The sequence below is a fragment of the Janibacter hoylei PVAS-1 genome (assembly GCF_004025845.1).
In the GTDB taxonomy this organism is placed as follows: domain Bacteria; phylum Actinomycetota; class Actinomycetes; order Actinomycetales; family Dermatophilaceae; genus Janibacter; species Janibacter hoylei.
This window is the reverse complement of record NZ_PIPF01000012.1, coordinates 177,761-203,011: the sequence shown is the minus strand read 5'-3', so window position 1 is coordinate 203,011 and position 25,251 is coordinate 177,761. Positions and strand designations below refer to the sequence as shown.

Sequence of the window (25,251 nt, the reverse complement as noted above, 5' to 3'; positions counted from 1 at the left end):
CAGGGCCCGTCTCCCCGTCAGGGGAGGCGGGCCCTGCGTCGTGCCGGGCGTGGTTGTTCCCTGAGTGGGTCCCACGTTCCGCGTGGGCGGCGCCAGCGCCGTCTCGAATCCGACTGTTCCCTGAGGAGGCGCGCCAGCGCCGTCTCGAATCCGACTGTTCCCTGAGGAGGCGCGCCAGCGCCGTCTCGAAGGGTCACGGTCGGCCGGCCTCGATCCACGCGTGCGCGGGCAGGGTCCACCCGTCGGCCTCGAGCGCAGCCCTCAGGGCGGTGCGGTTGTTCGTGGGGAGGCCGGCGGCGCGGTAGCGGGCGCGTCCCCGCTCGAGGTGGCTGCGGATGGTGGAGGTGCGCAGGGCGAGGATGCGGCCGATGTGCGCGGGGGAGTGCCCGCGCGAGGCGACGTAGAGGGTGAGCACCTGCAGCTCGCGGTCGGTCAGGGTCGTGACCGGGGCCGCGGCGGGGTCGACCCGCGCGTGGTGGGGGACGTGCCCGCCGCAGACGTCGCGGATGGTCTCGGCGACCTCGGCGAGTCCCACGGTCGGCTCGATCCAGGCGACGGCGCCCTCGGCCGCCGCCCGTCGGGCGAAGGGGGTCTCGCGCTCCGGGCCGATGATGATGGTCTGCGAGCCGAGGCGGCGCAGGGCACGCACCTTGAGCGGCAGGGGCACGTGGTCGTCGAGCAGGGCGTCCAGGACGACGAAGGGGCCCGTGAAGTCCCACTCCTCCTGGAAGTGCACCCACGAGTGGACAGCGGTCGTCACGCGCAGGGGCCGCTCTCCGCGGCGCAGCTCGTGACGCAGGGCCGTCGTGACGACGGGGGAGGTGTGGACCAGGTCCAGCCGGATCGAGGTGGGCATCGGGCACGATGGTGGCATGTCCGTGCCTCCCGTGGTCTCCGTGTGGTCTCCGTGGCGGTTGCACGCGGACTCCGTCACCGTCGTGCTGGGTGAGCACGGGTTCCGCACGCAAGTCGTCGATGACCCGGTGGAGGTGGACGGGCTGCTCGTCGCGAGCGCGATGACAGCCGATCAGGGGCAGCTGCTGCGCGAACGGGCGAGCGCGGGCCGGTCGACGATCGTCTGGGGAGGGACTCTCCCGCCGCCGCGGATCGCTGAGCTGCGTGATGCCGGGGCGCTGGCCTACGTTTCGATGCTGCACGCACCCAGCGAGCTCGTCGCCGTCGTCTCGGACGTGCTGTCCGGTGAGGACGTGCCGTGGACCGACGCGGTCGGGCCGCTCCCGACGTTGACGGAGCGCGAGCAGGGCGTGGCCCGTGCCTATCTCGTCGACCACGCCGACCGCACCCGTGCCCAGGTGGCGCAGATCCTGGGCATCAGTGACCGCACACTCAAGGTGCACATCGCCAACATCAGGACCAAGGCCGGGCACCGGGGGACCCATACCCGGGAGGGGCTGCGGCGCGCGCTGACCGTTCGCGCGTGGCTGGACTAGTCCTTTTGAGGGCATTTGGTCGCGGGTGAGTCAGGTCTCCCTAGGGTCGTGCGTGGCAGCTCGACAGGGGGCTGTCATGGGGAGGAACCCACTCACGTGCCGTGCGACGTGCCCGGTGCGCCCTGCACGCGCCTGTCCGCAGAGAGACTGTCATGACTCAGGACATCACGACCACCGGCCCGTCCCGCCGCTCCATCGCGAAGGGCGCCGCCTGGGCCGTCCCCAGCGTGGCCGTCGCGGCCGCTGCGCCGTCACTCGCCGCGTCGACCGAGCCGCCGTGCGCCCCGCAGACCTGCGCCTACCCGCTCGTCTCCGCGCTGCAGGTCATCGCCACCCGTAATGCCAACAACACGAGCTCGAGTATCAGCTTCACGGGCGCCATCACGGCGGCCATCACGCCGTGCACCGGTCTGCTGTCGCTCGGCGTGGCCACCCTGCGCCGCGTCGAGGTGACGTGGCAGAGCCGCGCGGCGCGGCCCCCCTACACCGGCTCTGGCATCTCTGCCACCACGACGACGACCTCCTCCAACTACAACCTCGCGCTGGGCGTCAACGCTGCGGGCGCGCTCATCATCCCCACGCTGAGCATCAGCGTCCCCAATGTCCGCAACATCCAGAGCGGTGTGTACGCCGACGTCGTGGTGGGCTCGCTCCCGTCCCGCCCGACGCGGCTGTGCTTCGACATCGACTACACCCGCATCATCGGCGGCGGCCTGCCTCCGCAGGAGTGCCAGGCCAGGGTGTGCATCGACACGGCAGTCCTCGTCGCGGTGGGCGTGATCTCCAACATCGGTGGAGGTGTCGCCACCTTCACCGTCGCCGACATCGGCGGCGCTCGCTGACTTCGACCCGCCATTGCTGAGGGCCCCCGGCACGCCTGCCGGGGGCCCTCGCGCGTGCCCTCAGATCTCCGAGATCGTCGTCCGCGCCAGCCGCCGCCCGGCCAGGGCGGCGCCCGCGACGAGCACGACGAGCGCGGCGGGGGCGGCGAACCACGGCGACGGGTGGGCCTCGAGCCCGAGCCCCGCGTGGAGGATGCTCCCGCCGAAGGCCCGCGCGGACAGGTACTCGGCCGGGTCGAGCGCCGACGTGAGCAGGGCCTCCCAGACGAGCCAGTAGAGCAGGCACCCGGTGACGCTGCGCTTGACGAGCAGCGCGAGCAGGGCGAAGGCACCCGTGTAGGCGATGGCCGAGACCGTGCCGCCGAGGAGGGCGCTCCACCACAGGCTGCCGTCGACGCCGACCATGATGAGCGCGGCGAGCGCCATCGGCACCACGGCGAAGAGCACAGAGCTGGCGAGGATGACGAGCATCTTGCTCGCGACGATCACCCACCGCGGGATCGGCTTGCTCAGCAGGTAGATGATCGACCCGTCGTCGATCTCCGAGGTGATGAGCGTCGTCGTGCCGATGAGCGTGACGACCGGGACGACGACCCCGATGCCGAAGGTGCGCACGAGGTCGAGCGGCCCGCCGGTCGGGTCGAGCGGGCCCGTCGGAGCGAGGCGGATGAGGAGCGCGAGCCCGAGCAGGGCGCCCGCCATCGCGACGAGGACGAGGACCCGCACGCGCCCGAGCAGGGAGCGCAGGGCCAGACGGATGATCGCGGGACTCATCGGCTCACCAGGTATCCGAAGATGCTCTCGAGCGACTCGTCGGTCGGCGTCAGCTCGAAGATGCGGATGTCGTGCTCCCGGGCCACCCGGGGAGCGGTGCGGGCGAAGCCGCCGAAGTCGTCGGCCTCGAGCTCGAGGTACCGGTCGCCGTGCAGCCGTACCCCGCGCACGCTCGAGCCGGCGAGCAGGGCGGCGGCGAGCGCGCGGTTGTCGCTGCTGCGGATGCGGTACTGGTTGGGGCGGTCGGTCATGAGCCGGCGGATCTCGGTGCGGTCGCCCGAGGCCGCGTGCCGCCCGGAGACGATGACCTCGATCTGCCCGGCGAGCGACTCGACCTCCTCGAGGATGTGCGAGCTGAAGACGATCGTGCGGCCCTGAGCCGCGTAGTCCGACAGCAGCGTGGCCATCGCGTGGCGCTGGATCGGGTCCATGCCGTTGAAGGGCTCGTCGAGCAGCAGCACCGGCGGGTCGTGGACGAGCGCCGAGGCCATCTTGACCCGCTGCCGCATGCCCTTGCTGAAGGTCCCGACCGGCCGGTCGGCCGCCCCCTCGAGGTCGACGAGCCGGATCGCGTGGTCGGTCGCGGCCCGCGCCGACGGCAGCTGGTGCAGGTCGGCGTTGAGCCGGACGAACTGGCGGGCGGTGAGGAAGTCGTAGACCGACTCCTGCACGGGCACCAGCCCGATCTGCCGGTACGTCCCCGTGTCCTGACGAAGGGGGTGACCGTCCAGTGTCGCGGTGCCCGCAGAGGGCGCGAGCAGCCCGGCCATGATCGACAGGATCGTCGACTTGCCGGCGCCGTTGGGTCCGAGCAGACCGGTGATGCCGGGGCCGACGTCCATCGTCACGTCGTTGACGGCGACGACGTTGCCGAACCATCGGCTCACGGACTCCAGGTGCAGCGTGCTCACAGCGAGGCCACCGATCGCATCCGGGCGACAAGCGCGGCGGTGGGCACGGCCACCCACGCGACGCACACGAGGACCGCGAGCGGGACGTACCACCCTTCGGGCTGGGGGAGGGTCGCATTGGCCGGCGGATCGCCGAAGAGGCCCGAGACCAGCTCGGCGACCGCGGTGAAGGGGTGGGCCGAGGCGACGAGCTGGCCGATGCCGTCCCGCTGCAGCTCGAAGGTGATGGCCAGCGCCATCGTGATCATCGCGGAGGGGACCATGAGCACGACGATGATCGCGGCGAGCGCGAGACCGGACTTCGTCGCGAGGGTCGAGACGAGCGCCGAGATCGCGGCGAGCACGAGGGAGAGCACGGCGACGCCGACGAGGGCGGCGCCGAAGCGCTGCGCGTGCAGACCGGTGTCCACACCCGTCGAGAGCGCGCAGGCGAACCACACGAGCATCGGGGTGATGATGACGAGGAAGGTCGCCGTCGTCAGCGCCGCGAGCCGGGTGAGCACGAAGCGCGTGCGGGAGACCGGCCGGGCGAAGTACAGGACGATCGTGCGGTATCGCAGGTCGCGGGCGAAGAGCACCGGCGCCTGGGTCGCGACGAAGATCGTGATGAGCAGCTGGGTCCAGTAGGGGTAGCCGAAGTAGTTGGACGGGGCCGCGCCCATGCCCGCCGGGGCCTGCGCCGCCTGGATGCTCAGCGCGCCGAGCACGACGGCGGGCAGGGCCATGAGGGCCATCGTCAGCCACGGCATGATCTTGGCCCTGCCCGAGCGGCCGATGCCGAAGGCCTGCGCCAGGGAGTTGCGGTAGAGCTCGAGGGTGATGGCGCCGTCGCCGAGGCGGCCGCCGCGAAATCCGCGGTAGCCGAGGTCGTGGATGACGCTGCGCGGGGGAGAGGTCATGCGTGCGGTCCTCCGGGGTGGGCGGCGGCGGCCGGCGAAGGGGGAGTGTGGAAGACCTCGTCGAGGGTGTGGCGCCGCTCCTGCACGCGCACGAGCCCCAGGGCGAGGTCGACGGCCGCGTCGCGGATGGCGTCGAGGTCCTCGGGGCGCTCGATGCGCACCTCGACGTCGGGGCCGGCGGGCCAGGCGGTGATCCCCCGGTCGAGCAGGGCCTGCCCGAGGGCCCGGTCGCTGCCGGGCGGGCCGAGTACCTCGACGACGACCGTGCCGGTGCTCTGGGTGAGGTCCGAGGTGCGCGACGCGCGCAGCAGCCGGCCGCTGTCGAGCACGACGATGCTGTCGGCGGTGCGCTCGAGCTCGCCGAGCAGGTGGCTCGTCACGACGACGGAGATGCCGAAGTCGGCGTGGAGCCGGGCGATGAGGTCGAGCATGTCGTCGCGGGCCCGGGGGTCGAGCCCGCTCGTCGGTTCGTCGAGGAAGACGAGCGCCGGGTCGTGGACGAGGGCCTGGGCGAGCTTGGCCCGTTGCTTCATGCCGGTCGAGTAGCCGCCCATCGCCCGATGGCGCTCCTCGTCGAGGCCGACGTGCCGCAGCACGTCGGAGGCTCGCTCGCGGCTGGCCTGACGGGGCAGCCCGGACATCAGGGCCATGTGGAGGACGAAGTCCGCGGCGCTGACGTCCGCGGGCAGGCAGTCGTGCTCGGGCATGTACCCGACGAGGGCGCGGACGTCCCTCCCGTCGGCCCCGGGATCGCGACCGAGGACCTCGACGGTGCCGGCGGTGGCCGGCAGCAGGCCGAGGAGGATCTTGATGAGCGTCGACTTGCCGGCGCCGTTGACGCCCACGACGCCGGTGATGCCGGGGTCGACCCGCAGGGTGAGCGCGTCGAGCGCGCTCACCGGGCCGTAGCGCTTGCTCAGGTGGTCGGTGACGACGACCGGCCGGTGCTCGGTCACGCTGCCCCTCCTCGTCGGTGGTCCCGGCTCCCCGTGTGCCGGACGCAGTCACACCCTAACCAGCCGGCGCGGACGCGCCGTGACCTGACGATCACGGCGCGGGGGACCCCCTTCGCCATAGGCTGGGGGAGCCCGCCCCACCCGACCACGGAGACGCCACGCCACATGGCCAACGACGAGAGCACCGCGACCGAGGACCTCGCCCCCGAGGAGGAGGGCCTCGACGAGGAGGTCAAGCCCTCCATCCGAGAGATGAAGAAGCGCGGCTGGACCATGGCCGTCAAGCGCGCGATCAAGGAGTTCAGCGCCGACGGGTGCACCGACCTCGCCGCCGCCCTCACCTACTTCTCCGTCCTGTCGATCTTCCCGGCGCTGCTGGCGCTCGTCTCGATCATCGGCCTCGTCGGCGACCCGCAGGAGACCAAGCAGACCCTGCTCGACGTCATCGGCCAGCTCGGCCAGGGCAGCGTCGTCGACACCCTCGAGGGGCCCATCGACCAGATGGTCAACAGCTCGGGTGCCGGCTTCGGCCTCGTCATCGGTATCGCCGGCGCGCTGTGGTCAGCCTCGGGGTACGTCGGCGCCTTCGGCCGGGCCCTCAACAAGATCTACGAGGTGCCGGAGGGGCGCGGCTTCATCAAGCTGCGCCCGATGCAGCTCGTCGTCACTGCGGTCCTGCTCGTCATGGCCGCAGCGATCATCCTGTCCGTCGCCGTGAGCGGTGAGCTGGCCCGCGCCATCGGCAACACCATCGGCCTCGGCGACGCCGCCGTCATGACGTGGAACATCGCCAAGTGGCCGGTCATCCTGCTCGTCGTGATCTTCATGGTCGGCCTGCTCTACTGGGCGACGCCCAACGTGCAGCAGCCGAAGTTCCGCTGGCTCACCCCCGGCGCCGCCGTCGCCATCGTCGTGGCGATCCTCGCCTCGGTGGCCTTCGGCTTCTACGTCTCCAACTTCGGCTCCTACAACAAGACCTACGGCTCCCTCGCCGGCGTCATCGTCTTCCTGCTCTGGCTGTGGATCCTCAACAACGTGCTGCTCCTCGGCGCCGAGCTGGACTCCGAGATCGAGCGATCCCGCCAGCTGCAGGCCGGCATGGCGGCCGAGGAGGACCTGCTGCTGCCCCTGCGGGACACGACGAAGTCCGATGCGGCGGAGGAGGCGCAGGTCGAGGTCGTCGAGGAGGCCCGCTCGTTGCGCATCCAGGGCCTGAAGGACCAGGGTCGATCCACGGCTGACCTCGCCGACCAGGACTAGTCAAGGACCGCCCGGCCCCGATTTGGACTGGGCCTGCAGCCTCTGGCACACTAGTCAGGTTGCTTGTTGAGCGGTGACGCCTCGATCGGCCTTTGCCACGATCGGGTGTGTTTCCGACACGCTGATGACAACGCATCGAACCGCTTCGGGCGGGGCGACACATCGGCAGCCACAGCACGATCCGGGTGATCCGGGTCGACGACCAGACCGACGACCTGCCCTTTGGCGCGTCGTCGGGCCGCGGAGCGGGTGCGACACACCCGACCGCGTGGGTCGGAGGCCGGGCAGCCGACCAGAGACCAGGCAAGACGGCGAGAGAGAGACGGACACACAGATGGCGGGACAGAAGATCCGCATCCGGTTGAAGTCGTATGACCACGAGGTCATCGACAACTCGGCGCGAAAGATCGTCGACACCGTGACCCGTGCCGGCGCAACGGTGGTGGGCCCCGTCCCGCTGCCGACGGAGAAGAACGTGTTCTGCGTCATCCGTTCGCCGCACAAGTACAAGGACAGCCGCGAGCACTTCGAGATGCGCACCCACAAGCGCCTCATCGACATCATCGACCCGACGCCCAAGGCCGTCGACTCGCTGATGCGCCTCGACCTCCCGGCTGACGTCAACATCGAGATCAAGCTCTGATCCGGGAGAGACGAGAAATGACCACCACTGCCACCAAGACCGTCAAGGGCGTGCTCGGCGAGAAGCTCGGCATGACGCAGGTCTGGGACGACGAGAACCGTCTCGTCCCGGTCACCGTCATCCAGGCCGGCCCGTGCGTCGTGACCCAGGTCCGCAACGTCGAGACCGACGGCTACGACGCCGTCCAGATCGCCTACGGCGCCATCGACCCCCGCAAGGTCAACCAGCCCAAGAGCGGCCACTTCGCCAAGGCCGGTGCCACCCCGCGTCGCCACCTCGTCGAGCTCCGCACCGCGGACGCCTCCGAGTACACCCTCGGCCAGGAGGTGACCGTCGAGCTGTTCGAGAACGGCCAGTCCATCGACGTCACCGGCACCACCAAGGGCAAGGGCTTCGCCGGTGTCATGAAGCGTCACGGCTTCGCCGGTGTCAGCGCCTCCCACGGTGCCCACCGCAACCACCGCAAGCCCGGCTCGATCGGTGGCTGCGCCACCCCGGGTCGTGTCTTCAAGGGCATGCGCATGGCCGGCCGCATGGGCGGCGTGCGCCAGACCACCCAGAACCTCACGATCCACGCCGTGGACGCCGAGAAGGGCCTGCTGCTCGTCAAGGGCGCCGTCCCCGGCCCCCGCGGCGGCGTCGTCCTCGTCCGCACCGCGGTGAAGGGAGCCTGACGTGCCGACCATCGACATCATCAGCCCGCAGGGTGCCGCCACCGGCACCGTCGAGCTGCCCGCCGAGATCTTCGACGTGGCGGTCAACGTCCCGCTGATCCACCAGGTCGTCGTCGCCCAGCTCGCTGCCGCGCGCCAGGGCACGCACGCGACCAAGACCCGCGCGGACGTGCGCGGTGGTGGTCGCAAGCCGTACCGGCAGAAGGGCACCGGCCGCGCCCGTCAGGGCTCGACCCGTGCGCCGCAGTTCGCCGGCGGTGGCACCGTCCACGGCCCGCAGCCGCGTGACTACGGTCAGCGCACCCCCAAGAAGATGAAGGCCGCCGCCCTGCGCGGTGCCCTCTCCGACCGGGCGCGTCACGGCCGCATCCACGTGCTCAGCGCGCTCGTCGAGGGCGACACCCCCTCGACGAAGTCCGTCGCCTCCGTCCTCGGTGGCCTGAGCGAGCGCAAGAACCTGCTCGTCGTCATCGAGCGCGGCAACGAGTCCGCGTGGAAGTCCGTGCGCAACCTCGCCGACGTCCACGTCCTCGCGGCCGACCAGCTCAACACGTACGACGTGCTGTGCGCCGACGACATCGTCTTCACCCAGGCGGCTCTCGAGGCCTTCCTCGCCGGCCCCGCGCCCAAGACTGCAGAGGAGGCGTCCAAGTGACTGAGTCCATCTCGAATGCGTCCCAGCTCAAGGACCCGCGCGACATCCTGATCCGTCCCGTCGTGTCGGAGAAGTCGTACGGCCTGCTCGACGAGGGGAAGTACACCTTCATCGTCGACCCGCGGGCCAACAAGACCGAGATCAAGATCGCCGTCGAGCAGATCTTCGACGTCAAGGTCGACTCCGTGCACACGATGAACCGTGTCGGCAAGGCCCGACGCACGCGGTTCGGCACCGGTAAGCGCAAGGACACGAAGCGCGCGATCGTCACCCTCCGCGAGGGCACGATCGACATCTTCGGCGGCCAGGGCTGACGGAGAGGACAAGGAAGAATCCATGGGAATCCGTAAGTACAAGCCGACCACCCCGGGTCGACGCGGCAGCTCCGTCGCCGACTTCGTCGAGGTCACGCGCTCCACGCCCGAGAAGTCGCTGGTCCGCCCGCTGACCAAGTCCGGTGGCCGCAACTCCACCGGTCGCATCACCACCCGTCACATCGGTGGTGGCCACAAGCGCGCCTACCGCGTCATCGACTTCCGTCGCCACGACAAGGACGGCATCCCGGCGAAGGTCGCTCACATCGAGTACGACCCCAACCGCACCGCCCGCATCGCGCTGCTGCACTACGCAGACGGCGAGAAGCGCTACATCCTGGCGCCGAACAAGCTCGCGCAGGGCACCGTCATCGAAAACGGCCCGTCCGCCGACATCAAGGTGGGCAACAACCTGCCGCTGCGCAACATCCCGAACGGTACGACGATCCACGCGGTGGAGCTTCGTCCCGGCGGCGGCGCCAAGCTGGCCCGCTCCGCGGGTGCCAGCATCCAGCTGCTCGCCAAGGAGGGGCCGTACGCCACGCTGCGCATGCCCTCCGGTGAGGTCCGTCGCGTCGACGTGCGCTGCCGCGCCACCGTCGGCGAGGTCGGCAACGCCGAGCAGTCGAACATCAACTGGGGCAAGGCCGGCCGCATGCGGTGGAAGGGCAAGCGCCCGACCGTCCGTGGTGTCGTCATGAACCCGGTCGACCACCCGCACGGTGGTGGCGAGGGCCGGACCTCCGGTGGCCGTCACCCCGTCTCGCCCTGGGGCAAGCCCGAGGGCCGTACCCGGCGTCCCGGCAAGGCGAGCGACAAGCTCATCGTCCGTCGCCGCCGCACCGGCAAGAAGCGCTGATAGGAGCCTTTGGACATGCCTCGTAGTTTGAAGAAGGGCCCCTTCATCGACGACCACCTTCAGAAGAAGGTCGACGTCCAGAACGAAGCGGGCACCAAGAACGTCATCAAGACCTGGTCGCGCCGTTCGGTGATCTCGCCGGACATGCTCGGCCACACCTTCGCCGTACACGACGGCCGCAAGCACGTCCCGGTGTTCGTCACCGAGGCGATGGTCGGCCACAAGCTCGGCGAGTTCGCACCGACCCGCACCTTCCGCGGTCACGTGAAGGACGACAAGAAGGGACGTCGTCGCTGATGCCTGCCACCGAGACCACCGAGCAGGAGGCGCTGTTCGCCCGCGCCTCCGCGCGTCACGTCCGCGTCACCCCGCAGAAGGCGCGTCGTGTCGTCGACATGATCCGCGGCAAGGACACGCAGACCGCGATCGCGACCCTGCAGTTCGCGCCCCAGGGTGCTGCCGAGCCGACCCTCAAGGTCCTCAACAGCGCCATCGCCAACCTGCGCGTCAAGGCCGACGAGGCCGGGGAGCCCTTCGACGAGCGCAACCTCGTCATCTCCTCCGCCTTCGTCGACGAGGGCCCGACGATGAAGCGTTTCCGTCCGCGGGCCCAGGGCCGCGCCGGCCGGATCAACAAGCGCACCAGCCACATCACCGTCCTCGTGACGAGCAAGCCTGAGAAGGCCGCGAAGGGAGGGACCCGCTGATGGGTCAGAAGATCAACCCGCACGGCTTCCGTCTGGGCATCACCACCGACCACAAGAGCCGCTGGTTCGCCGACTCCAACAAGGAGGGTCAGCGCTACCGCGACTACGTCAAGGAAGACGTCGCGATCCGCAAGCTCATGTCCACGGGCATGGAGCGCGCCGGCATCGCCCGCGTCGAGATCGAGCGCACTCGCGACCGCGTCCGTGTGGACATCCACACCGCGCGTCCGGGCATCGTCATCGGTCGCCGTGGCGCCGAGGCCGACCGCATCCGCGGTGAGCTCGAGAAGCTCACGGGCAAGCAGGTCCAGCTGAACATCCTCGAGGTCAAGAACCCCGAGGTGGAGGCCCAGCTCGTCGCCCAGGGCATCGCCGAGCAGCTCGCTGCTCGCGTCACCTTCCGTCGCGCCATGCGCAAGGGCATGCAGTCCTCCCTTCGCGCCGGCGCCAAGGGCATCCGGATCCAGTGCTCCGGCCGCCTCGGTGGTGCCGAGATGTCCCGCTCCGAGTTCTACCGCGAAGGTCGCGTGCCGCTGCACACCCTCCGCGCGAACATCGACTACGGCTTCTACGAGGCCCGCACGACCTTCGGTCGCATCGGCGTCAAGGTCTGGATCTACAAGGGCGACATGACCGAGAAGGAGTTCGCGGCCCAGCAGGCGACCGCCGCTCCGCGTGGTCGTGGCCCGCGTCGCGACCGCGACGACCGTCCCGCCCGCGCCCGTCGCGGCGACCGCAACGAGGGCCAGGCCCAGGCCGCCCCCGCTGAGGCTCCCGCCGCCGAGGCGCCGGCCAAGACCGAGGGAGAGTCCTGAGATGTTGATCCCCCGACGGGTCAAGCACCGCAAGCAGCACCACCCCAAGCGCTCCGGCATGGCGAAGGGCGGCACCACCGTCGCCTTCGGTGACTACGGCCTCCAGGCGCTCGCGCCGGCCTACGTGACCAACCGTCAGATCGAGGCCGCGCGTATCGCCATGACGCGCTACATGAAGCGTGGCGGCAAGGTCTGGATCAACATCTACCCGGACCGTCCGCTCACCAAGAAGCCGGCTGAGACCCGCATGGGTTCCGGTAAGGGCTCGCCCGAGTGGTGGGTCGCCAACGTCAAGCCCGGCCGGATCATGTTCGAGATCTCCGGCGTGGACGAGGAGACCGCTCGCGAGGCCATGCGCCTGGCGATGCACAAGCTGCCGATGAAGTGCCGCTTCGTCGTGCGTGAGGGTGGTGGCAACTGATGGCAGTCGGATCCAAGGACCTGACCCCGGTCGAGCTGCGTGAGCTGACCGACGACCGTCTGGTCGACGAGCTGCGCAAGGCCAAGGAGGAGCTGTTCAACCTCCGCTTCCAGTCGGCCACCGGCCAGCTCGAGAGCCACGGCCGCCTGCGTGCGGTCCGCAAGGACATCGCCCGGATCTACACCGAGATGCGCGAGCGCGAGCTCGGGATCGGTGAGTCCAAGTGAGCGAGAACGTGAAGGAAGAGACTGTGACCACCTCCGAGCGCAACGACCGCAAGACGCGCCGCGGCTACGTCGTCAGCGACAAGATGGACAAGACCGTCGTCGTCGAGGTCGAGGACCGCGTCAAGCACGCCCTCTACGGCAAGGTCATGCGCAAGACCTCCAAGGTCAAGGCGCACGACGAGGGCAACACCGCCGGTGTCGGCGACCTGGTCCTCATCATGGAGACCCGTCCGCTGTCGTCCAGCAAGCGCTGGCGCATCGTCGAGATCCTCGAGAAGGCCAAGTAAGGCCACCCCGGTCGCGAAGGGGGCACCAGCCCCCTTCGCCCGGACGAAGACCACATCAGTTCGGCCAGGCTCGCCACGGCGAGAACCAGCACGACGACAGGAGTGAGAAGTGATCCAGCAGGAGTCGCGACTGCGCGTCGCCGACAACACCGGTGCCAAGGAGATCCTGTGCATCCGTGTGCTCGGTGGCTCCGGCCGCCGGTATGCCGGCATCGGCGACACCATCGTCGCCACCGTCAAGGACGCCATCCCGGGTGGCAACGTCAAGAAGGGCGATGTCGTCAAGGCCGTCATCGTCCGCACCACCAAGGAGCGTCGTCGTAACGACGGTTCCTACATCAAGTTCGACGAAAACGCCGCCGTCATCCTCAAGGCCGACGGCGAGCCGCGCGGGACGCGCATCTTCGGCCCGGTCGGTCGCGAGCTGCGCGACAAGAAGTTCATGAAGATCGTCTCGCTCGCACCGGAGGTGATCTGATCCATGGCAAAGCTCAAGATCAAGAAGGGCGACCTCGTCCAGGTCCTGTCCGGCAAGGACAAGGGCCTGCAGGGCAAGGTCATCTCGGTCAACACCGAGACGCAGCGCGTCGTGGTCGAGGGTGTCCAGCGGGTCACCCGCCACACCAAGGCCGGCTTCGGCGGTCAGGCCGGTGGCCTGGTCGTCTCCGAGGCGCCGATCCACGTGAGCAACGTGGCGATCGTCGACCCCGAGGACAACAAGCCGACCCGCATCAAGACCCGCGTCGAGACCGTCGAGCGCGACGGTCGCACCAAGGCGAGCCGCACCCGCGTCGCGGGTCGCTCGGGCAAGGACCTCTGAGATGACTGACACCATCGAGACCCCGGCCGTCCAGGCCCCGCGTCTGAAGGCCACCTACGCCGACAAGGTCGTCCCCGCGCTGCAGGAGCAGTTCGGGTACGGCAACGCGATGCAGGTTCCCCGCGTCGTCAAGGTCGTCGTCAACATGGGCGTCGGCGACGCTGCGAAGGACAGCAAGCTGATCGAGGGCGCGATCCGCGACCTGACCGCCATCACCGGTCAGAAGCCGCAGGTCACCAAGGCCCGCAAGTCCATCGCGCAGTTCAAGCTGCGCGAGGGCATGCCGATCGGTTGCCACGTCACCCTGCGCGGTGCGCGCATGTGGGAGTTCCTCGACCGCCTCACCGCGGTCGCGCTGCCCCGCATCCGTGACTTCCGTGGCCTGAGCCCGAAGCAGTTCGACGGCAACGGCAACTACACCTTCGGTCTGACCGAGCAGTCGATGTTCCACGAGATCGACCAGGACAAGATCGATCGCGTCCGCGGTATGGACATCACCGTGGTCACCACTGCGACGAACGACGACGAGGGCCGCGCGCTGCTCAAGCAGCTGGGCTTCCCCTTCAAGGAGAACTGACATGGCGAAGACCGCCCTGATCAACAAGGCGAACAAGAAGCCGAAGTTCAAGGTCCGCGGCTACACGCGGTGCCAGCGCTGCGGCCGGCCCCACTCGGTCTACCGCAAGTTCGGTCTGTGCCGTGTGTGCCTGCGCGAGATGGCGCACCGCGGCGAGCTCCCCGGCGTGACGAAGTCCAGCTGGTGACCCACCGGGGGTCCGGCCGCCGGCAGGACCCCGCTGCGACACCCGTCGCACCAACCCCACGAACCGTTCTACATCGAAGGTCGCTCCGCTCCAGGAGGGAAACCGCGATGAGAGAGGGCAGGCAGAGCCCATGACCATGACCGACCCGATTGCGGACATGCTGACCCGCGTCCGGAACGCCAACTCGGCGCACCACGACGAGGTCTCCATGCCGTACTCCAAGCTCAAGTCGCACATCGCGGAGATCCTCCAGGCGGAGGGTTTCATCGCGGGCTGGACCGTCGAGGAGGCGACCGTCGGCAAGACGCTGACGATCAACCTCAAGTACGGCCCCAACCGTGAGCGTTCCATCGCGGGCGTGCGCCGGGTGTCCAAGCCCGGTCTGCGCGTCTACGCGAAGTCCACCAACCTGCCGAAGGTGCTCGGCGGCCTGGGCGTGGCGATCATCTCCACGTCCTCCGGCCTCCTCACCGACAAGCAGGCCGCAACCAAGGGTGTGGGCGGGGAAGTCCTCGCCTACGTCTGGTAAGGGGAAGCAGACATGTCGCGAATCGGACGACTCCCGGTCGCCATCCCCAGCGGTGTCGACATCGCCATCGAGGGCCAGACCGTCAAGGTCAAGGGCCCCAAGGGCGAGCTGCAGATCAACGTGACCGAGCCGATCACGGTCTCCCAGACCGACAACGGCATCGAGGTCGCGCGCCCGGACGACGAGCGCGAGTCGCGCTCGCTGCACGGCCTGACCCGCAGCCTCATCAACAACATGGTCGTCGGTGTCACCGAGGGCTACGAGAAGAAGCTCGAGATCCACGGCACGGGTTACCGCGTGCAGAACAAGGGCGGTTCGCTCGAGTTCGCGCTCGGCTACAGCCACCCGATCACCGTCGAGGCCCCCGAGGGGATCAGCTTCAACGTCGAGAACCCCACGCGCTTCAGCGTCCAGGGCATCGACAAGCAGCTCGTCGGCGAGACGGCTGCCAACATCCGCAAGCTCCGCCGTCCCGACCCGTACAAGGGCAAGGGTGTCCGGTACGAGGGCGAGCACATCCGTCGCAAGGTCGGAAAGGCTGGTAAGTAAGCCATGGCCAAGATCATCAAGCGTGCCAAGGGCAAGAGCGCCGCGCGCGGCCGTCGCCACCTGCGCCTGCGCAAGAAGGTCAACGGGACCGCGCTGCGGCCCCGTCTGGTCGTCAGCCGCAGCAGCCGCCACGTCTTCGTCCAGGTCGTCGACGACACGGTCGGCAAGACCGTCGCGTCCGCGTCGACCATGGAGGCCGACGTGCGTGCCCTCGAGGGTGACAAGACCGACCGGGCCAAGAAGGTCGGTCAGCTCGTCGCCGAGCGTGCCAAGGCCACCGGCGTCGACGCGGTCGTCTTCGACCGTGGCGGCAACCGGTACCACGGCCGCGTCGCCGCCATCGCGGACGGCGCGCGCGAAGGGGGTCTGACGCTGTGATGCAGACCCTGAACGTCGAGAAGAGGAACATCTGATGCCCGGACCCCAGCGTCGAGGCGCCGGTGCCGCAGGCACCAACGAGCGCTCCAACAACGACCGTCGCGACAACCGCGGTGGTGGCCGTGACCGTCGTGACGGTGGCCGCGACCGCAACGAGAGCCAGTTCCTCGAGCGTGTCGTGACCATCAACCGTGTCGCCAAGGTCGTCAAGGGTGGTCGTCGCTTCAGCTTCACCGCCCTGGTCGTCGTCGGTGACGGTGACGGCACCGTCGGTGTCGGCTACGGCAAGGCCAAGGAGGTCCCGGCCGCGATCGCCAAGGGTGTCGAGGAGGCGAAGAAGAACTTCTTCACCGTCCCGCGCATCCAGGGCACGATCCCGCACCCCATCCAGGGTGAGGCCGCGGCCGGCGTCGTCATGCTCCGTCCGGCCTCCCCGGGTACCGGTGTCATCGCCGGTGGTCCGGTGCGCGCCGTCCTCGAGTGCGCCGGCATCCACGACGTGCTGTCCAAGAGCCTCGGCTCGGACAACGCGATCAACATCGTCCACGCGGCAGTCGCGGCCCTCAAGGGCCTCGAGCGTCCGGAGGCCGTCGCGGCTCGCCGCGGTCTGCCTCTGGACGAGGTCGCCCCGGCAGCCATGCTGCGCGCTCAGGCCGCTGGTCGCGCCGAGGCCGCCGAGAAGGCAAAGGCGGGTGCGTGATGGCTCGACTCAAGGTGACCCAGACCCGTTCCGAGATCGGTGGCAAGCAGAACCAGCGGGACACGCTGCGCAGCCTCGGTCTGAAGCGCATCGGCGACGTCGTCGTCAAGGAGGACCGCCCGGAGATCCGTGGCATGGTCCAGACGGTTCGCCACCTGGTGACCGTCGAGGAGGTTGACTGATCATGGCTGACTCCAAGGCCACCCCCAACGAGGAGCAGGGCTCGACCCACGCCCTCAAGGTGCACCACCTGCGTCCGGCCCCCGGAGCCAAGACCGCGAAGACCCGTGTGGGTCGCGGTGAGGGCTCCAAGGGCAAGACCGCCGGTCGCGGTACCAAGGGCACGAAGGCCCGGTACCAGGTGCCGGAGCGCTTCGAGGGCGGTCAGACGCCGCTGCACATGCGTCTGCCCAAGCTCCGCGGCTTCAAGAACCCCTTCAAGGTCGACTACCAGGTCGTCAACCTCGACCGCATCGCCTCCCTCTTCCCGGAGGGTGGCAGCATCGGGGTCGACGAGCTCGTGGCGAAGGGAGCCGTCCGCGACGGCCACCCCGTCAAGGTGCTCGGCTCCGGCGAGATCACGGTGAAGGTCGACCTCACGGTCGACGCCTTCTCCGCGAGCGCCAAGGAGAAGATCGAGGCGGCCGGCGGCAGCATCACCGCGCGCTGACCCCCTTCGGTCCTGCAGTCGAGGCCGTCCCGTCACCGGGGCGGCCTCGACGCGTCTGCGGGGCCGGACCCGCCCGCAGGTGGTCGCCTCGCGACCACCTGCACACGGCAGGTATCGTCTGACAGGTTGTGCCGCCGCCGGCGGTCACCGCCCGCAGCTCACATCTGCACCCACGGCACCGTCCTGGAGGAACCCACGTGCTCTCCGTCTTCACCCGGGCATTCAAGACGCCCGACCTGCGGCGCAAGCTGCTCTTCACGCTGGGCATCATCGTGCTCTTCCGCCTCGGGTCCCACGTGCCGACCCCGAACGTCAACTACACGGCGGTCCAGGACTGCATCGCCGGTGCACGCCAGGACGCGGGCAACAACTTCCTCGGGATGGCCAACCTCTTCAGCGGTGGCGCGCTCCTGCAGCTGTCGATCTTCGCGCTGGGGATCATGCCGTACATCACGGCGAGCATCATCGTGCAGCTGCTCACCGTCGTCATCCCCCGCTTCGAGGCGCTGAAGAAGGAGGGGCAGCAGGGCCAGGCGAAGATGACGCAGTACACCCGGTACCTGACCATCGCCCTCGCCGTGCTCCAGTCGGCCACCTTCATCACCTTCGCCCGCAACCCCGCGGCCCTCTTCAACAACGCCGAGTGCGGGCCGATCCTCTACCGCGACTCGATGTTCTCCATCGTCCTCATGGTCCTGACGATGACGGCCGGCACCGGCCTGATCATGTGGCTCGGTGAGCTCGTCACGGACAAGGGCGTCGGCAACGGCATGTCCCTGCTGATCTTCACCTCGATCACCGCGACCTTCCCCAGCTCGCTCTGGGCGATCCAGCAGCGCGACGGCCGCTGGGACCTCTTCTTCCTCGTCATCGCGATCGGCTTCGTCATCATCGCCGCCGTCGTCTTCGTCGAGCAGAGCCAGCGCCGGATCCCGGTGCAGTACGCCAAGAAGATGGTCGGGCGCCAGATGTACGGCGGCACGTCGACGTACATCCCGATCAAGGTCAACATGGCCAACGTCATCCCGATCATCTTCGCCAGCTCGATGCTCGCGCTGCCGCAGATGATCGCCCAGTTCCAGTCCGACCCGGCGGGCAACAACCCCGGGTGGGTCGACTGGATCAACACCTACCTCGTGCGTGGAGACCACCCCATCTACATGGCGGTCTTCACGGCGATGATCCTCTTCTTCACCTTCTTCTACGTCTCGATCACCTTCAACCCGACCGAGGTGGCCGACAACATGAAGAAGTACGGGGGATTCATCCCCGGTATCCGCGCCGGGCGACCCACGGCCGAGTACCTCCAGTACGTGCTCACCCGCATCACCGTGCCGGGAGCCATCTACCTCGCTCTGATCTCGTTGATCCCGCTCGTCGCCTTCGTGTGGATCGGGGCCAACCAGGACTTCCCCTTCGGCGGTGCGTCTATCCTCATCATGGTGGGCGTCGGTCTGGAGACGGTGAAGCAGATCGAGTCCCAGCTCCAGCAACGCCACTACGAAGGATTCCTCCGCTGATGCGTCTCATCATCTTGGGCCCCCCCGGGGCCGGCAAGGGCACCCAGGCCACCCAGATCGCCGAGCACTACGGCATCCCTGCCATCTCCACGGGTGACATCTTCCGGGCCAACATCAAGAACGAGACCGAGCTCGGTCTCCAGGTCAAGGAGATCCTCGCGTCCGGCGGCTACGTCTCCGACGACATCACCAATGCGATCGTCGAGGCGCGCCTGGCCGAGGACGACGCCGCATCGGGCTTCCTCCTCGACGGCTACCCGCGCACGACCGCGCAGGTCACCGCCCTCGACGCGATGCTCGCCAAGGGCGACCACTCGGTCGACAAGGTGCTCGAGCTCGTCGTCGACGACGAGGTCGTCGTCCAGCGCCTGCTCAAGCGGGCCGAGCTCGAGGGTCGCGCCGACGACACCGAGGAGGTCATCCGTGAGCGCATGGCCATCTACCACCGCGAGACCAAGCCGCTGTCCGACGCCTACGCGGAGCGCGGTCTCCTCGTGACCGTCGACGGCGAGGGCGAGGTCGACGAGGTCGCCGAGCGGATCGTCGCCACGCTCGGGGCCTGAGCACTTGGCCCTCTTCGGCCGCGAGCGGGTCCGCCCGCGCACCCCGGACCAGCTCCGGGCGATGCGCGTGGCGGGCCTTCTCGTCGCTCGGACCCTCGAGATGCTGCGCGCCGAGGCGCGCGCCGGTGTGACGACCGCGCACCTGGACGCCCTCGCGGAGGACTTCATCCGCAGCGGCGGCGGGGTCCCCAACTTCCAGCTCGTGCCGGGCTACTCGCACACGCTGTGCACCTCCGTCGGGGACGAGATCGTCCACGGCATCCCGGGGGAGCGCGTCCTGCGAGAGGGTGACCTGCTGAGCATCGACTGCGGCGCCGAGGTCGAGGGGTGGAACGGCGACAGCGCCATCACCCTCGTCGTCGGCGGTGACGGCGCCAGTGACCCCGCGGCGGCTCGGCTGTCCGAGGTGACCCGCCGCTCGCTGTGGGCCGGCATCGCGGCCTTCCGCCCCGGTGGCGACCTCAACGACATCGGCGGTGGCGTCGAGGACTCGATCCGCGCCGACGCCCGAGCCGACGGTGTCGACTACGGCATCGTCGAGGACTACACCGGCCACGGCATCGGTGAGCACATGCACCTGCCACCCAATGTCCCCAACTACCGCGTGCGCGGCCGCACGCCGCAGACCCCCGTCGGGTCCACCCTGGCCATCGAGCCGATGGTCACCCTCGGCGACCAGGCCAACCACGTCCTCGACGACGAGTGGACCGTCGTCACCGACGACGGCCAGCCGGCGGCCCACTGGGAGCACTCGGTCGCGCTCACCGAGCGCGGCATCTGGGTGCTCACCGCCCTCGACGGCGGCGAGGCCGAGCTGACGGCGCGGGGCGCCCCCTTCGGCCCGCTGGACTGAGCCGGCGGTGTGGTCCACGCGACGCTGGACATGCCGGTCGACACCGGCCGCGCGTCGGTAGGGTGCGAAGTCAGTCATGCCATCGGCCCGTGGGCCGGTGACCGGGTCGACGAGGAGAGTTGCACGGATGTCCCTTCCCCCAGCACACGACGACGTGATGGGGCTCGCCGCAGGCTTCCCGGCGACGAGTCCTGACGCGTGGGCCGAGCTCGCCGCCGGCGTCGTCAACAAGTCCCGCCCCGACGACCGCAAGGTGGACGCGGCCGGCGCCCGCGAGGCCCTGTCGAGCCACCTGCCCGGTGGCATCGACATCGACCCGATCTACTGGCCGCAGCCGGGGGAGACCCTCGGCCTGCCGGGCGCGATGCCCTTCACCCGTGGCCGTGCGCCGCGTGACCCCGACGTCCCCTGGGACGTGCGCCAGCTGCACGACGACCCCGATGCCGCGACCAGCCGGCGGGCCGTCCTCGACGACCTCGAGCGGGGGGTCACCTCCGTGTGGGTGCACGTCGGTGCCGACGGCGTCGCGGCCGACGACCTGGCCGAGGTGCTCGCGGACGTCCAGGTCGACCTGGCTCCCGTCGTCGTCAGCTCGGCCGACGACCAGGCCACCGCGGCCGCCGCCCTCGTCTCCGTCTGGGAGGCGAAGGGAGTCGACGCCGCCACCGTGCGTGGCAGCCTCGGCCACGACCCCATCGGCCAGGTCGCCGTGCGCGGTGGCACCCCCGACCTCGCGCCGCTGGCCGATGCCGTCGCGACCTGCCGCGACCGCTTCACGAGCGCGCGGGCCATCACCGTCGACTCCCGCGTGCACCACGACGCGGGCGCGAGCGACCAGGACGAGATCGCCCTCGCCCTGGCGACCGCCCTCGACTACGTGCGCCACCTGTCCGAGGCGGGCGTCGAGCCGGCCGAGGCCTTCCGCCGCATCGACTTCCGTGTCGCCGCGACCGCCGACCAGTTCACGACGATCGCCAAGCTGCGCGCGCTGCGCCGCACCTGGGCCCGCGTCGGTGAGGTGCTCGAGGTCCCCGAGGCCGACCGCGGCGCGTGGGTCCACGCCGTGACCTCGTGGCGGATGCAGACCCGCACCGACCCGTGGGTCAACCTGCTGCGCGACACCATCGCCTGCTTCGCGGCCGCTGCCGGTGGCGCGGACGCCGTCACCGTCCTGCCCTACGACCACGCGCTCGGCCTGCCGACCGCCTTCTCGCGGCGGGTCGCCCGCAACACGCAGTCGCTGCTGGCCTCCGAGTCCAATGTCGCGCGGGTCGCCGACCCGGCGGGCGGCTCCGCCTACGTCGAGTCGCTCACCGACTCGCTCGCCCGCGCGGCGTGGGCCTGGTTCGGCGAGCTCGACGCCGCCGGTGGCGCCGCCGCGGCACTCGCGTCGGGTGTGGTCGCCGAGCGTCTGGCTGCCACCCGCACCGAGCGCGATGCCGCCCTGGCGACCCGCGCCCTGCCCCTCACCGGCACCTCGACCTTCCCCCTCGCGGGGGAGACCCTGCTGACCCGCACGCCGCGCACCGAGCCGACCGGCGGCCTGCCGCGTCGCCGCGACAGCGAGGTCTTCGAGGACCTGCGCGAGCGCACCGCCGCCGGCGACGTCAGCGTGCCGGTGATCGCCCTCGGCCCGGCCAAGGAGCACACCGCCCGCCTGACCTTCGTCACCAACCTCCTCGGCGTCGCCGGCATCCGGCCCCACATCATCGAGGTCGCCGACGAGTCCACCGCACTCGACGCGGCGCAGGGGGCGCCCGTCGCCGTCGTCGCCAGCTCGGCGAAGGGCTACGCCGCCCACGCCGAGGCGAGCGTGGCCTCCCTTCGCTCGGCCGGGGTGGGGCGCGTCCTCGTCGCCGGCAGGGCCACGGAGGTCGGCGACACCACCGTCGACGGCGAGGTCCGCGACGGCATGGACGTCGTCGCCTTCCTCACCGACCTCCTCGACACCCTCGGCGCACCGCAGGCAGGAGCACAGGCATGAGCGCGCAGATCCCCACCTTCGACACCGTCGACCTCGGCGACGGGCGACCCTCCGACGACGCGGCCGCGCGCTGGCAGGAGGCGCTCGACGCGACCCCCGGCGCCCGCGACGGCTGGGAGACGCCGGAGAAGATCTCCGTCGCCCCCGTCTACACCGAGGCCGACACCGCCGACCTCGACTTCCTCGAGACGGCGCCCGGCGCGGCGCCCTTCCTCCGCGGGCCCTACCCGACGATGTACGTCAACCAGCCGTGGACGATCCGCCAGTACGCCGGCTTCTCGACGGCCGAGGAGTCCAACGCCTTCTACCGTCGCAACCTCGCGGCCGGGCAGAAGGGCCTGTCCGTCGCCTTCGACCTGGCGACCCACCGCGGCTACGACAGCGACCACCCGCGCGTCTCCGGTGACGTCGGCATGGCTGGTGTCGCCATCGACTCGATCTACGACATGCGCACGCTCTTCGACGGCATCCCGCTCGACCGGATGAGCGTCTCGATGACGATGAACGGCGCGGTCCTGCCGGTGCTTGCGCTCTACGTCGTCGCGGCCGAGGAGCAGGGGGTGAGCCCGGAGCAGCTGAGCGGCACCATCCAGAACGACATCCTCAAGGAGTTCATGGTCCGCAACACCTACATCTACCCGCCGGCGCCCTCGATGCGGATCATCTCCGACATCTTCGCGTACACCAGCCAGCGGATGCCGCGCTTCAACTCGATCTCGATCTCCGGCTACCACATGCAGGAGGCCGGGGCGACGCAGGACCTCGAGCTCGGCTACACCCTCGCCGACGGCATCGAGTACATCCGCGCCGGCAAGGCGGCGGGCATGGACGTCGACTCCTTCGCGCCGCGGCTGTCCTTCTTCTGGGCCATCGGCATGAACTTCTACATGGAGGTCGCCAAGCTGCGCGCCGCGCGCCTGCTGTGGGCGCGCCTGGTCAAGGAGAACTTCGCGCCGGACAATGCCAAGTCGCTCTCCCTGCGCACCCACTCGCAGACCTCCGGCTGGAGCCTCACCGCGCAGGACGTCTACAACAACGTCGTGCGCACGTGCATCGAGGCGATGGCCTCGACGCAGGGCCACACGCAGAGCCTGCACACCAATGCCCTCGACGAGGCGATCGCGCTGCCGACGGACTTCTCCGCGCGCATCGCCCGCAACACCCAGCTCGTGCTCCAGCAGGAGTCCGGCACGACGCGGGTCATCGACCCGTGGGGCGGCAGCGCCTACGTCGAGCGCCTGACCCACGACCTGGCGCAGCGGGCCTGGGCGCACATCGAGGAGGTCGAGGCCGCCGGCGGCATGGCCAAGGCCATCGAGGCCGGCATCCCCAAGATGCGCATCGAGGAGGCGGCCGCCCGCACCCAAGCCCGCATCGACTCCGGCCAGCAGCCGGTCATCGGCGTCAACACCTACCCGGTCACCGAGAGCACCGCCGACGAGGCCATCGAGATCCTCAAGGTCGACAACGCGGCGGTCCGCGCCTCCCAGATCGCCAAGCTCGAGCGCCTGCGCGCCGAGCGCGACGAGGACACCACCCGGGCCGCGCTCGCGGCCCTCACCGAGGCGGCCCGTGCCGAGGGCGGCTCGATGGAGACCAACCTGCTCGCGCTCGCGATCGACGCGGCCCGGGCCAAGGCGACGGTCGGCGAGATCTCCTCCGCGCTGGAGGAGGTCTACGGCCGCTACACCGCGCAGATCCGTACGATCTCCGGTGTGTACCGGGACGAGGCAGGCAAGGGCGGAGCCGTGGACGAGGTCCTGGCCAAGGTCGAGGACTTCGAGCAGGCCGAAGGGCGCCGCCCCCGCATCCTCGTCGCCAAGATGGGCCAGGACGGTCACGACCGTGGCCAGAAGGTCATCGCGACAGCCTTCGCCGACCTCGGCTTCGACGTCGACGTGGGCCCGCTCTTCCAGACCCCCGGCGAGGTGGCCCGTCAGGCCGTCGAGGGCGACGTGCACGTCGTGGGGGTGTCGTCGCTGGCCGCGGGTCACCTGACCCTGGTGCCGGCGCTGCGTCAGGAGCTCGACGCCCTCGGGCGCGAGGACCTGATGATCGTCGTGGGCGGGGTCATCCCCGACCAGGACTTCGAGGAGCTCCGTGCGGCGGGTGCCGACGACATCTACCCGCCCGGCACCGTCATCGCCGAGGCAGCCGGCCGACTCGTCGACCGCCTGCGGGAGCAGGCCGCCGGCACCGATGCCTGAGTCGGTCGCCGACCTGGCCCGGGGCGTGCGTGAGCGCTCCCGGGCACACATCGCGCGGGCGATCACGCTCGTCGAGTCCTCCCGCCCGGACCACCGGGAGCGGGCACGCGAGCTGCTCGCGCTGCTCGCCCCCGACACCGGTCAGGGCATGCGCGTGGGCATCTCGGGCATCCCGGGGGCCGGGAAGTCGACCTTCATCGACGCGCTCGGGACCCGGCTCATCGAGCGGGGCCACCGGGTCGCGGTCGTGGCCGTCGACCCGAGCAGCGCCCGTACCGGAGGCTCGGTCCTCGGTGACCGCACGCGGATGGCGCAGCTGACGGCGAGCGAGGATGCCTTCGTGCGACCCTCGCCCTCGGGCGCCCACCTCGGTGGCGTCGCGCGGGCGACCCGCGAGGGGATGCTCGTGCTCGAGGCCGCGGGCTTCGACGTCGTGCTCGTCGAGACCGTCGGCGTCGGTCAGTCCGAGGTCGCCGTCGCCGAGATGGTCGACACCTTCCTGCTCCTGGCACTGGCCCGGGGCGGCGACCAGCTGCAGGGCATCAAGCGCGGCATCCTCGAGATGGCTGACGTCATCGCGGTCAACAAGGCCGACGGCGAGCACGCCGGCGACGCGCGGGTCGCGGCCCGCGAGCTCTCCGGCGCCATGCGCCTGATGAACTCCGACCCCGACGCCCGCCGCCCCCCGGTCCTCACCTGCAGCGCCCAGACCGGCGACGGCCTCGACGAGGTGTGGGAGGCCGTCCTCGAGCACCGCCGCTGGCTCGAGTCGCAGGGCTCGCTGCACGCGCGCCGGGCCGAGCAGCAGCGTGAGTGGATGTGGGCGATGGTCGACTCCGAGCTGCGCGACGCCGTGCGTCGCTCGCCGCGCGTGCGCGAGCTGCTCGCCGAGATCACCCCGGGCGTGCGCACCGGGTCGGTGAGCGCCGTCGACGGGGCCGCCCGGATCATCGCGGCCTTCGGCGCCGACCTGGCGCAGCGCCCGGGCGAGTAGCCTGGGCGGCGCCGGCCGGCGCCGC

34 protein-coding genes and 1 pseudogene are annotated in these 25,251 nt (G+C 70.1%); 30 read left to right on the top strand and 5 right to left on the bottom strand.

Features of this window, described 5'->3' with window-relative positions:
• Window positions 1–193: 193 nt before the first annotated feature.
• Window positions 194–856 (bottom strand): helix-turn-helix transcriptional regulator, encoded by a 663-nt coding sequence (locus tag CWN80_RS13260; RefSeq protein WP_128277408.1) that lies wholly within the window; start codon window positions 854–856, stop codon window positions 194–196.
• A gap of 82 nt (window positions 857–938) precedes the next feature.
• Between CWN80_RS13260 and CWN80_RS13255 the strand changes: the two genes are divergently transcribed.
• Together CWN80_RS13255 and CWN80_RS13250 are read left to right on the top strand one after the other, a co-directional pair.
• The gene (locus CWN80_RS13255) at window positions 939–1,451 is read left to right on the top strand and encodes a LuxR C-terminal-related transcriptional regulator (RefSeq protein WP_157986935.1); all 513 of its coding nucleotides are present in this window, start codon (window positions 939–941) and stop codon (window positions 1,449–1,451) included.
• A gap of 152 nt (window positions 1,452–1,603) precedes the next feature.
• Window positions 1,604–2,293, top strand: coding sequence for a hypothetical protein (locus CWN80_RS13250; RefSeq protein WP_007924649.1), 690 nt, complete (start codon window positions 1,604–1,606; stop codon window positions 2,291–2,293).
• Between the two features lie 60 nt (window positions 2,294–2,353).
• On the opposite strand, the gene CWN80_RS13245 is transcribed toward CWN80_RS13250, so the two are convergent.
• The 4 genes from CWN80_RS13245 to CWN80_RS13230 are packed head-to-tail and all read right to left on the bottom strand — an operon-like array spanning window position 2,354 to window position 5,833.
• On the bottom strand, window positions 2,354–3,067 hold the full coding sequence (locus CWN80_RS13245) for an ABC transporter permease (protein WP_007924651.1): 714 nt from the start codon (window positions 3,065–3,067) through the stop codon (window positions 2,354–2,356).
• A complete protein-coding gene (locus CWN80_RS13240; RefSeq protein WP_128277406.1) occupies window positions 3,064–3,978 on the bottom strand; it encodes an ABC transporter ATP-binding protein in 915 nt (304 codons plus the stop codon). Before CWN80_RS13240 ends, CWN80_RS13245 begins: the two co-directional genes overlap by 4 nt.
• Window positions 3,975–4,877 carry an ABC transporter permease gene (locus CWN80_RS13235; protein ID WP_007924655.1) on the bottom strand — a complete coding sequence of 301 codons (903 nt, stop codon included), beginning with the start codon at window positions 4,875–4,877 and terminating at the stop codon, window positions 3,975–3,977. The genes CWN80_RS13240 and CWN80_RS13235 overlap by 4 nt, the downstream gene beginning before the upstream one ends.
• Entirely contained in the window at window positions 4,874–5,833 is a 960-nt protein-coding gene (locus CWN80_RS13230) for an ABC transporter ATP-binding protein (protein WP_007924657.1), read from the bottom strand. Before CWN80_RS13230 ends, CWN80_RS13235 begins: the two co-directional genes overlap by 4 nt.
• 165 nt (window positions 5,834–5,998) lie before the next feature.
• Here CWN80_RS13230 and CWN80_RS13225 point away from each other — a divergent pair, with 165 nt between their 5' ends.
• From CWN80_RS13225 to meaB, 28 genes and pseudogenes are all read left to right on the top strand, one after another.
• On the top strand, window positions 5,999–7,093 hold the full coding sequence (locus CWN80_RS13225; RefSeq protein WP_128277405.1) for a YihY/virulence factor BrkB family protein: 1,095 nt from the start codon (window positions 5,999–6,001) through the stop codon (window positions 7,091–7,093).
• 334 nt (window positions 7,094–7,427) lie between these two features.
• Entirely contained in the window at window positions 7,428–7,736 is a 309-nt protein-coding gene (rpsJ, locus tag CWN80_RS13220) for a 30S ribosomal protein S10 (RefSeq protein ID WP_007924661.1), read from the top strand.
• 17 nt (window positions 7,737–7,753) lie between these two features.
• The gene (rplC, locus tag CWN80_RS13215) at window positions 7,754–8,410 is read left to right on the top strand and encodes a 50S ribosomal protein L3 (RefSeq protein ID WP_007924663.1); all 657 of its coding nucleotides are present in this window, start codon (window positions 7,754–7,756) and stop codon (window positions 8,408–8,410) included.
• Between the two features lies 1 nt (window position 8,411).
• Window positions 8,412–9,065: a 50S ribosomal protein L4 gene (gene rplD, locus CWN80_RS13210; protein ID WP_007924665.1), complete on the top strand. Its 654-nt coding sequence runs from the start codon at window positions 8,412–8,414 to the stop codon at window positions 9,063–9,065.
• Window positions 9,062–9,379, top strand: a complete 318-nt coding sequence (gene rplW, locus CWN80_RS13205; RefSeq protein WP_007924667.1) for a 50S ribosomal protein L23 — start codon at window positions 9,062–9,064, stop codon at window positions 9,377–9,379. Before rplD ends, rplW begins: the two co-directional genes overlap by 4 nt.
• Window positions 9,380–9,401: 22 nt before the next feature.
• A complete protein-coding gene (gene rplB / locus CWN80_RS13200) occupies window positions 9,402–10,238 on the top strand; it encodes a 50S ribosomal protein L2 (protein ID WP_007924676.1) in 837 nt (278 codons plus the stop codon).
• Window positions 10,239–10,253: 15 nt separating this feature from the next.
• Entirely contained in the window at window positions 10,254–10,535 is a 282-nt protein-coding gene (gene rpsS, locus CWN80_RS13195; RefSeq protein WP_007924678.1) for a 30S ribosomal protein S19, read from the top strand.
• A 32-nt stretch (window positions 10,536–10,567) separates the two neighbouring features.
• Window positions 10,568–10,945, top strand: coding sequence for a 50S ribosomal protein L22 (gene rplV / locus CWN80_RS13190; RefSeq protein ID WP_420319494.1), 378 nt, complete (start codon window positions 10,568–10,570; stop codon window positions 10,943–10,945).
• Window positions 10,945–11,760: a 30S ribosomal protein S3 gene (gene rpsC, locus CWN80_RS13185; protein WP_128277403.1), complete on the top strand. Its 816-nt coding sequence runs from the start codon at window positions 10,945–10,947 to the stop codon at window positions 11,758–11,760. Before rplV ends, rpsC begins: the two co-directional genes overlap by 1 nt.
• Before the next feature lies 1 nt (window position 11,761).
• Window positions 11,762–12,181, top strand: coding sequence for a 50S ribosomal protein L16 (gene rplP, locus CWN80_RS13180; RefSeq protein WP_007924683.1), 420 nt, complete (start codon window positions 11,762–11,764; stop codon window positions 12,179–12,181).
• A pseudogene (rpmC, locus tag CWN80_RS13175) lies at window positions 12,181–12,393 on the top strand (50S ribosomal protein L29); the annotation flags it as partial. The gene rplP and the pseudogene rpmC, both read left to right, overlap by 1 nt.
• A 38-nt stretch (window positions 12,394–12,431) precedes the next feature.
• Complete coding sequence (gene rpsQ, locus CWN80_RS13170; protein ID WP_040880590.1) at window positions 12,432–12,695, top strand: 30S ribosomal protein S17; 264 nt, start codon at window positions 12,432–12,434, stop codon at window positions 12,693–12,695.
• 109 nt (window positions 12,696–12,804) lie between these two features.
• A complete protein-coding gene (gene rplN, locus CWN80_RS13165; protein ID WP_007924689.1) occupies window positions 12,805–13,173 on the top strand; it encodes a 50S ribosomal protein L14 in 369 nt (122 codons plus the stop codon).
• A 3-nt stretch (window positions 13,174–13,176) separates the two neighbouring features.
• On the top strand, window positions 13,177–13,515 hold the full coding sequence (rplX, locus tag CWN80_RS13160) for a 50S ribosomal protein L24 (RefSeq protein WP_007924691.1): 339 nt from the start codon (window positions 13,177–13,179) through the stop codon (window positions 13,513–13,515).
• A gap of 1 nt (window position 13,516) precedes the next feature.
• The gene (gene rplE, locus CWN80_RS13155; RefSeq protein WP_007924697.1) at window positions 13,517–14,092 is read left to right on the top strand and encodes a 50S ribosomal protein L5; all 576 of its coding nucleotides are present in this window, start codon (window positions 13,517–13,519) and stop codon (window positions 14,090–14,092) included.
• 1 nt (window position 14,093) lies between these two features.
• Complete coding sequence (locus CWN80_RS13150) at window positions 14,094–14,279, top strand: type Z 30S ribosomal protein S14 (RefSeq protein WP_007924699.1); 186 nt, start codon at window positions 14,094–14,096, stop codon at window positions 14,277–14,279.
• Between the two features lie 130 nt (window positions 14,280–14,409).
• Window positions 14,410–14,808, top strand: coding sequence for a 30S ribosomal protein S8 (rpsH, locus tag CWN80_RS13145; protein WP_007924701.1), 399 nt, complete (start codon window positions 14,410–14,412; stop codon window positions 14,806–14,808).
• Window positions 14,809–14,820: 12 nt separating this feature from the next.
• Window positions 14,821–15,357, top strand: a complete 537-nt coding sequence (rplF, locus tag CWN80_RS13140) for a 50S ribosomal protein L6 (protein WP_007924703.1) — start codon at window positions 14,821–14,823, stop codon at window positions 15,355–15,357.
• Window positions 15,358–15,360: 3 nt separating this feature from the next.
• Window positions 15,361–15,735 carry a 50S ribosomal protein L18 gene (rplR, locus tag CWN80_RS13135; RefSeq protein WP_007924705.1) on the top strand — a complete coding sequence of 125 codons (375 nt, stop codon included), beginning with the start codon at window positions 15,361–15,363 and terminating at the stop codon, window positions 15,733–15,735.
• A 34-nt stretch (window positions 15,736–15,769) separates the two neighbouring features.
• Window positions 15,770–16,435: a 30S ribosomal protein S5 gene (rpsE, locus tag CWN80_RS13130; RefSeq protein WP_007924707.1), complete on the top strand. Its 666-nt coding sequence runs from the start codon at window positions 15,770–15,772 to the stop codon at window positions 16,433–16,435.
• Window positions 16,435–16,617, top strand: a complete 183-nt coding sequence (rpmD, locus tag CWN80_RS13125; RefSeq protein WP_007924709.1) for a 50S ribosomal protein L30 — start codon at window positions 16,435–16,437, stop codon at window positions 16,615–16,617. The genes rpsE and rpmD overlap by 1 nt, the downstream gene beginning before the upstream one ends.
• A gap of 2 nt (window positions 16,618–16,619) precedes the next feature.
• Entirely contained in the window at window positions 16,620–17,105 is a 486-nt protein-coding gene (gene rplO / locus CWN80_RS13120) for a 50S ribosomal protein L15 (protein WP_007924711.1), read from the top strand.
• 197 nt (window positions 17,106–17,302) lie between these two features.
• The gene (gene secY / locus CWN80_RS13115; RefSeq protein WP_007924727.1) at window positions 17,303–18,625 is read left to right on the top strand and encodes a preprotein translocase subunit SecY; all 1,323 of its coding nucleotides are present in this window, start codon (window positions 17,303–17,305) and stop codon (window positions 18,623–18,625) included.
• Window positions 18,625–19,188, top strand: a complete 564-nt coding sequence (locus tag CWN80_RS13110) for an adenylate kinase (protein ID WP_007924738.1) — start codon at window positions 18,625–18,627, stop codon at window positions 19,186–19,188. Before secY ends, CWN80_RS13110 begins: the two co-directional genes overlap by 1 nt.
• Before the next feature lie 4 nt (window positions 19,189–19,192).
• Window positions 19,193–20,041 (top strand): type I methionyl aminopeptidase, encoded by an 849-nt coding sequence (gene map, locus CWN80_RS13105; RefSeq protein ID WP_007924740.1) that lies wholly within the window; start codon window positions 19,193–19,195, stop codon window positions 20,039–20,041.
• A 127-nt stretch (window positions 20,042–20,168) separates the two neighbouring features.
• A complete protein-coding gene (locus tag CWN80_RS13100; RefSeq protein WP_040880591.1) occupies window positions 20,169–22,025 on the top strand; it encodes a methylmalonyl-CoA mutase subunit beta in 1,857 nt (618 codons plus the stop codon).
• Window positions 22,022–24,232 carry a methylmalonyl-CoA mutase gene (gene scpA / locus CWN80_RS13095; RefSeq protein ID WP_007924744.1) on the top strand — a complete coding sequence of 737 codons (2,211 nt, stop codon included), beginning with the start codon at window positions 22,022–22,024 and terminating at the stop codon, window positions 24,230–24,232. The genes CWN80_RS13100 and scpA overlap by 4 nt, the downstream gene beginning before the upstream one ends.
• Window positions 24,225–25,226, top strand: coding sequence for a methylmalonyl Co-A mutase-associated GTPase MeaB (gene meaB, locus CWN80_RS13090; protein WP_007924749.1), 1,002 nt, complete (start codon window positions 24,225–24,227; stop codon window positions 25,224–25,226). Before scpA ends, meaB begins: the two co-directional genes overlap by 8 nt.
• The last annotated feature ends 25 nt before the right edge of the window (window positions 25,227–25,251 follow it).

What these genes read in the sequence shown, in the direction of transcription:
- rplR (WP_007924705.1), top strand. Translation starts at nt 15,361, where the DNA reads ATGGCCAAGATCATCAAGCGTGCCAAGGGCAAGAGCGCCGCGCGCGGC.
- rpsE (WP_007924707.1), top strand. Translation starts at nt 15,770, where the DNA reads ATGCCCGGACCCCAGCGTCGAGGCGCCGGTGCCGCAGGCACCAACGAG.
- CWN80_RS13250 (WP_007924649.1), top strand. Translation starts at nt 1,604, where the DNA reads ATGACTCAGGACATCACGACCACCGGCCCGTCCCGCCGCTCCATCGCG.
- rpsJ (WP_007924661.1), top strand. Translation starts at nt 7,428, where the DNA reads ATGGCGGGACAGAAGATCCGCATCCGGTTGAAGTCGTATGACCACGAG.
- rplO (WP_007924711.1), top strand. Translation starts at nt 16,620, where the DNA reads ATGGCTGACTCCAAGGCCACCCCCAACGAGGAGCAGGGCTCGACCCAC.
- rplE (WP_007924697.1), top strand. Translation starts at nt 13,517, where the DNA reads ATGACTGACACCATCGAGACCCCGGCCGTCCAGGCCCCGCGTCTGAAG.
- CWN80_RS13150 (WP_007924699.1), top strand. Translation starts at nt 14,094, where the DNA reads ATGGCGAAGACCGCCCTGATCAACAAGGCGAACAAGAAGCCGAAGTTC.
- scpA (WP_007924744.1), top strand. Translation starts at nt 22,022, where the DNA reads ATGAGCGCGCAGATCCCCACCTTCGACACCGTCGACCTCGGCGACGGG.
- rplF (WP_007924703.1), top strand. Translation starts at nt 14,821, where the DNA reads ATGTCGCGAATCGGACGACTCCCGGTCGCCATCCCCAGCGGTGTCGAC.
- rplC (WP_007924663.1), top strand. Translation starts at nt 7,754, where the DNA reads ATGACCACCACTGCCACCAAGACCGTCAAGGGCGTGCTCGGCGAGAAG.
- CWN80_RS13225 (WP_128277405.1), top strand. Translation starts at nt 5,999, where the DNA reads ATGGCCAACGACGAGAGCACCGCGACCGAGGACCTCGCCCCCGAGGAG.
- rpsC (WP_128277403.1), top strand. Translation starts at nt 10,945, where the DNA reads ATGGGTCAGAAGATCAACCCGCACGGCTTCCGTCTGGGCATCACCACC.
- meaB (WP_007924749.1), top strand. Translation starts at nt 24,225, where the DNA reads ATGCCTGAGTCGGTCGCCGACCTGGCCCGGGGCGTGCGTGAGCGCTCC.
- CWN80_RS13100 (WP_040880591.1), top strand. Translation starts at nt 20,169, where the DNA reads ATGTCCCTTCCCCCAGCACACGACGACGTGATGGGGCTCGCCGCAGGC.
- rpmD (WP_007924709.1), top strand. Translation starts at nt 16,435, where the DNA reads ATGGCTCGACTCAAGGTGACCCAGACCCGTTCCGAGATCGGTGGCAAG.
- CWN80_RS13260 (WP_128277408.1), bottom strand. Translation starts at nt 856, where the DNA reads ATGCCCACCTCGATCCGGCTGGACCTGGTCCACACCTCCCCCGTCGTC.
- CWN80_RS13235 (WP_007924655.1), bottom strand. Translation starts at nt 4,877, where the DNA reads ATGACCTCTCCCCCGCGCAGCGTCATCCACGACCTCGGCTACCGCGGA.
- rplB (WP_007924676.1), top strand. Translation starts at nt 9,402, where the DNA reads ATGGGAATCCGTAAGTACAAGCCGACCACCCCGGGTCGACGCGGCAGC.
- rplX (WP_007924691.1), top strand. Translation starts at nt 13,177, where the DNA reads ATGGCAAAGCTCAAGATCAAGAAGGGCGACCTCGTCCAGGTCCTGTCC.
- rplP (WP_007924683.1), top strand. Translation starts at nt 11,762, where the DNA reads ATGTTGATCCCCCGACGGGTCAAGCACCGCAAGCAGCACCACCCCAAG.
- rpsH (WP_007924701.1), top strand. Translation starts at nt 14,410, where the DNA reads ATGACCATGACCGACCCGATTGCGGACATGCTGACCCGCGTCCGGAAC.
- rpsS (WP_007924678.1), top strand. Translation starts at nt 10,254, where the DNA reads ATGCCTCGTAGTTTGAAGAAGGGCCCCTTCATCGACGACCACCTTCAG.
- CWN80_RS13110 (WP_007924738.1), top strand. Translation starts at nt 18,625, where the DNA reads ATGCGTCTCATCATCTTGGGCCCCCCCGGGGCCGGCAAGGGCACCCAG.
- CWN80_RS13245 (WP_007924651.1), bottom strand. Translation starts at nt 3,067, where the DNA reads ATGAGTCCCGCGATCATCCGTCTGGCCCTGCGCTCCCTGCTCGGGCGC.